The sequence below is a fragment of the Agrococcus sp. UYP10 genome (assembly GCF_040547205.1).
Lineage (GTDB): Bacteria > Actinomycetota > Actinomycetes > Actinomycetales > Microbacteriaceae > Agrococcus > Agrococcus jenensis.
Window position 1 is genome coordinate 1 of the sequence record NZ_JBEPPG010000003.1, and the last position, 3,299, is coordinate 3,299.

General features: G+C 72.4%; 3 protein-coding genes and 1 rRNA gene. 3 read left to right on the forward strand and 1 reads right to left on the reverse strand.

The window, feature by feature from the left end:
• A 5S ribosomal RNA gene (rrf, locus tag ABIB37_RS14380) occupies positions 1–72 on the forward strand; the annotation flags it as partial.
• 43 nt (positions 73–115) lie between these two features.
• Here rrf and ABIB37_RS14360 read toward each other — a convergent pair.
• Complete coding sequence (locus ABIB37_RS14360; protein ID WP_354261653.1) at positions 116–1,117, reverse strand: hypothetical protein; 1,002 nt, start codon at positions 1,115–1,117, stop codon at positions 116–118.
• A gap of 33 nt (positions 1,118–1,150) precedes the next feature.
• On the opposite strand from ABIB37_RS14360, the gene ABIB37_RS14365 reads away from it, so the two are divergent.
• Both ABIB37_RS14365 and ABIB37_RS14370 read left to right on the forward strand, forming a co-directional pair.
• Positions 1,151–2,164 (forward strand): hypothetical protein, encoded by a 1,014-nt coding sequence (locus ABIB37_RS14365; RefSeq protein ID WP_354261655.1) that lies wholly within the window; start codon positions 1,151–1,153, stop codon positions 2,162–2,164.
• Positions 2,164–3,195, forward strand: coding sequence for an HAD-IIA family hydrolase (locus ABIB37_RS14370; protein WP_354261656.1), 1,032 nt, complete (start codon positions 2,164–2,166; stop codon positions 3,193–3,195). The genes ABIB37_RS14365 and ABIB37_RS14370 overlap by 1 nt, the downstream gene beginning before the upstream one ends.
• Positions 3,196–3,299: the final 104 nt, after the last annotated feature.

Consider the following 3,299-nt stretch of genomic DNA (forward strand, 5'->3'; position numbering starts at 1 on the left):
CCGGAAGCTAAGGCTCTCAGCGCCGATGGTACTGCAGGGGGGACCCTGTGGGAGAGTAGGACACCGCCGGACTTACCTTGGAAAGGGGCCCCAGAACGATCTGGGGCCCCTTTTTTCATTTGTACGACCCTGATGGGAGCATGGTGCCATGAACGACCAGGCAGATCGCAGCTCCGATCGGAACGACGACCGACGTCGCCCTTCGGGCGACCGGCGTCCGCAGCGCGATGGAGATCGCCGTCCGCAGCGCGACGGGGACCGTCGTCCGCAGCGCGATGGTGACCGTCGCCCGCCGCAGGGCGATCGGAAGCCGTTCCGCTCGAGCGACAGCGGCTACCGCGCCGGCGGTGACAGCCGTCCGCAGCGAGACGGCGACCGACGTCCGCCGCAGCGCGATGGGGAGCGTCGCTTCGGCGACCGCGACTCGCGTCCGCCCCGCGATGGCGACCGTCGCCCGCCCCGCGATGGTGACCGTCGCCCGCCCCGTGATGGCGACCGTCGTCCGCCGCGCGATGGTGACCGTCGCCCGCCCCGTGATGGCGACCGCCGCCCGCCGCAGCGCGATGGTGAGCGTCGCTTCGGAGACCGTGATTCCCGTCCCCAGCGCGATGGCGACCGTCGCTTCGGCGACCGCGACTCGCGCCCGCAGCGCGACGGCGACCGTCGGCCTCCCCGTGATGGGGACCGTCGTCCGCCGCGCGACGGTGACCGCCGCCCTCCGCAGCGCGACGGCCAGCGCACCTTCGGCGACCGCGACTCGCGTCCGCAGCGCGATGGCGACCGTCGCTTCGGCGACCGCGACTCGCGTCCCCAGCGCGATGGCGACCGTCGTCCTCCTCGTGGTGGTGACCGCCGGCCGCCCCAGCGCGACGGCCAGCGGAGCTTCGGCGCCCGCGACTCCCGTCCGCAGCCCGAGCGCAAGCCGCTGCGTCCCGGTGACACCGGCTACCGCGCCGATGGCTCCGATGGCCGGCTGGAGCGCGAGGCCGATCGGCGCCCGCAGCAGCGCGAGGGCCAGGGGTACGGCCGCGACGACCAGCGTCGACGCGACACGCAGCGCGAGCGCAACCAGGGCCCGCAGCGCGATGCCGCGCGGCCTGGCCGCGACTTCGAGCACCGGGGCGACGGCTCCGGCGAGAGCTTCAAGCAGGTGCGCGACGACGAGTTCGTGCCGCCGATCCTGCCCGACGACGTCGTGGCCGAGGACCTGGACATCGGCGCGCGAGCGCAGCTGAAGACCCTGACGAAGGACAACGCGGAGTTCGTCGCGAAGCACATGGCGATGGCATCGCGCTTCATCGACGACGACCCGCAGCTCGCGCACCAGCATGCGCTGGCGGCGGCGCGCCGAGCCGGCCGCATCGGCGTCGTGCGTGAGACGCTCGCGATCACGGCGTACCAGCTGGGCGACTTCGCGCTCGCGCTGCGCGAGCTGCGCACGTACCGGCGCATCACCGGTCGCGACGACCAGCTGCCGCTCATGGCGGACTGCGAGCGCGGCATGGGTCGGCCCGAGAAGGCGCTCGAGCTCGCTCGCTCGGTCGAGGCGGAGTCGCTCGACACCAACGTGCGGGTCGAGCTCGCGATCGTGAAGTCCGGCGCGCGACTCGACCTCGGACAGGGCGAGGCGGCGCTCGAGGAGCTGCGCATCCCTGAGCTGCGCAAGGACAAGGCGTTCGAGTACAGCCCCGCGCTGTTCGCCAGCTACGGCGGTGTGCTCGAGGAGCTCGGGCGCGACGACGAAGCGGCGGAGTGGTTCGAGCTCGCGGATCGCGCGATCGATGCCCTCGAGGCAGCGCTGGCACCGGGCGAGCTCGAGGCGGTCTCGATCATCTCCGAGCGGGTCGAGTCGGCCGAGGAGCCAGAGTCGGTCCACGTGCCCGAGTCGGTTGATGACGCTGATGACGCGGATGACGTTGATGACGTTGATGACGCTGATGACGCTGATGACGCTGATGAGGCTGATGAGGCTGATGAGGCTGATGACGCTGATGACGCTGACGAGGTCGCGCCCGCTGAAGAGCCCGAGCCGGCTGCTGAGCCCGAGCCGACCGTCGACGACGCTCCGCCCGCGGAGGCTCCGGCGCCGCACGGCGACGCGCTGTTCGGCGACGCGCTCTTCGGCGACGAGCTGACCGACGAGCGGCGGGACGACCAGCGCTGATGGCGCTCTTCCGGAAGAGTGCCGCGGCGACTCCGCTCGACGGCATCGACTGCCTCTACGTCGATCTCGACGGCGTCGTCTACCAGGGTGCAGCGGCGATCCCGCACGCCGTCGACAGCATCCGCGCGACGGGGCTGCCGACCGCCTACCTGACGAACAACGCCTCCCGCACGGACGCCGACGTCGCCGAGCACCTGTCGTCCTTCGGCCTCGAGGTGCGACCTGACCAGGTCGTGACCAGCCCGCAGGCGGCGATGCGGCTGCTCGCCCCGCACCTCGAGCCGGGCGACCCCGTGCTCGTCGTCGGGGGAGCGGGCATCGTCGTCGAGATCGAGTCTCGTGGTTGGCGGGTCGTGCGGACCGCCGCCGACCGGCCGAAGGCTGTCGTGCAGGGCTTCCACCCCGAGGTGGGCTGGAAGGATCTCGCCGAGGCGGCGTTCGCGCTGCAGCGGAAGCCCGAGGACGGCGGCATCCCCTGGATCGCGACGAACGGCGACTGGACGATCCCGGTCGCCGGCGGCATCGCGCCGGGCAACGGCACCCTGGTCTCCGCGGTGCACACCGCGGTCGGCCGGCTCGCGGAGTTCGCAGGCAAGCCCGAGACGCCGATGTTCGAGCTCGCGACGGATCGCTTCGGCGCCAAGGCGCCGGCGATGATCGGCGATCGCCTCGACACCGACATCCTCGGCGCGCGCCGCACCGGCATCCGCTCGATCCTCGTGCTGACCGGCATCGACCGAGGCGCGAGCCTCATCGGTGCGGATGCGTCGATGCGGCCCGACCACGTGATCGAGGACCTGCGCGGACTGACCGCGCCGATCCTGCCGCTGCGCGAGACGCTCGAGACGTCGACCGGCGACGTCTACTTCGAGGTGGGGACGGCTGCGGTGCGCCGCTCCGGCATCGACATCTCGCTCGTCCGCGCAGGCGAGCGGCCGGTCGACACGATCCGCGCCGCGTGCGCGGCCGTCTGGTCGGCCGACCGGCCGGTGCTCGGGCTGCGCGTCGCGCCGGAGCTGCTCGCGCTCTGACGCGGCAGTCCGGGGCGACACGCCCGGGATGCGGCTGGTTTGCGGGGTGGGGGTGTGGCCCGTGTAACGTAATCCCTCGTCACCCCAAAGACGCAGAGCCGGAC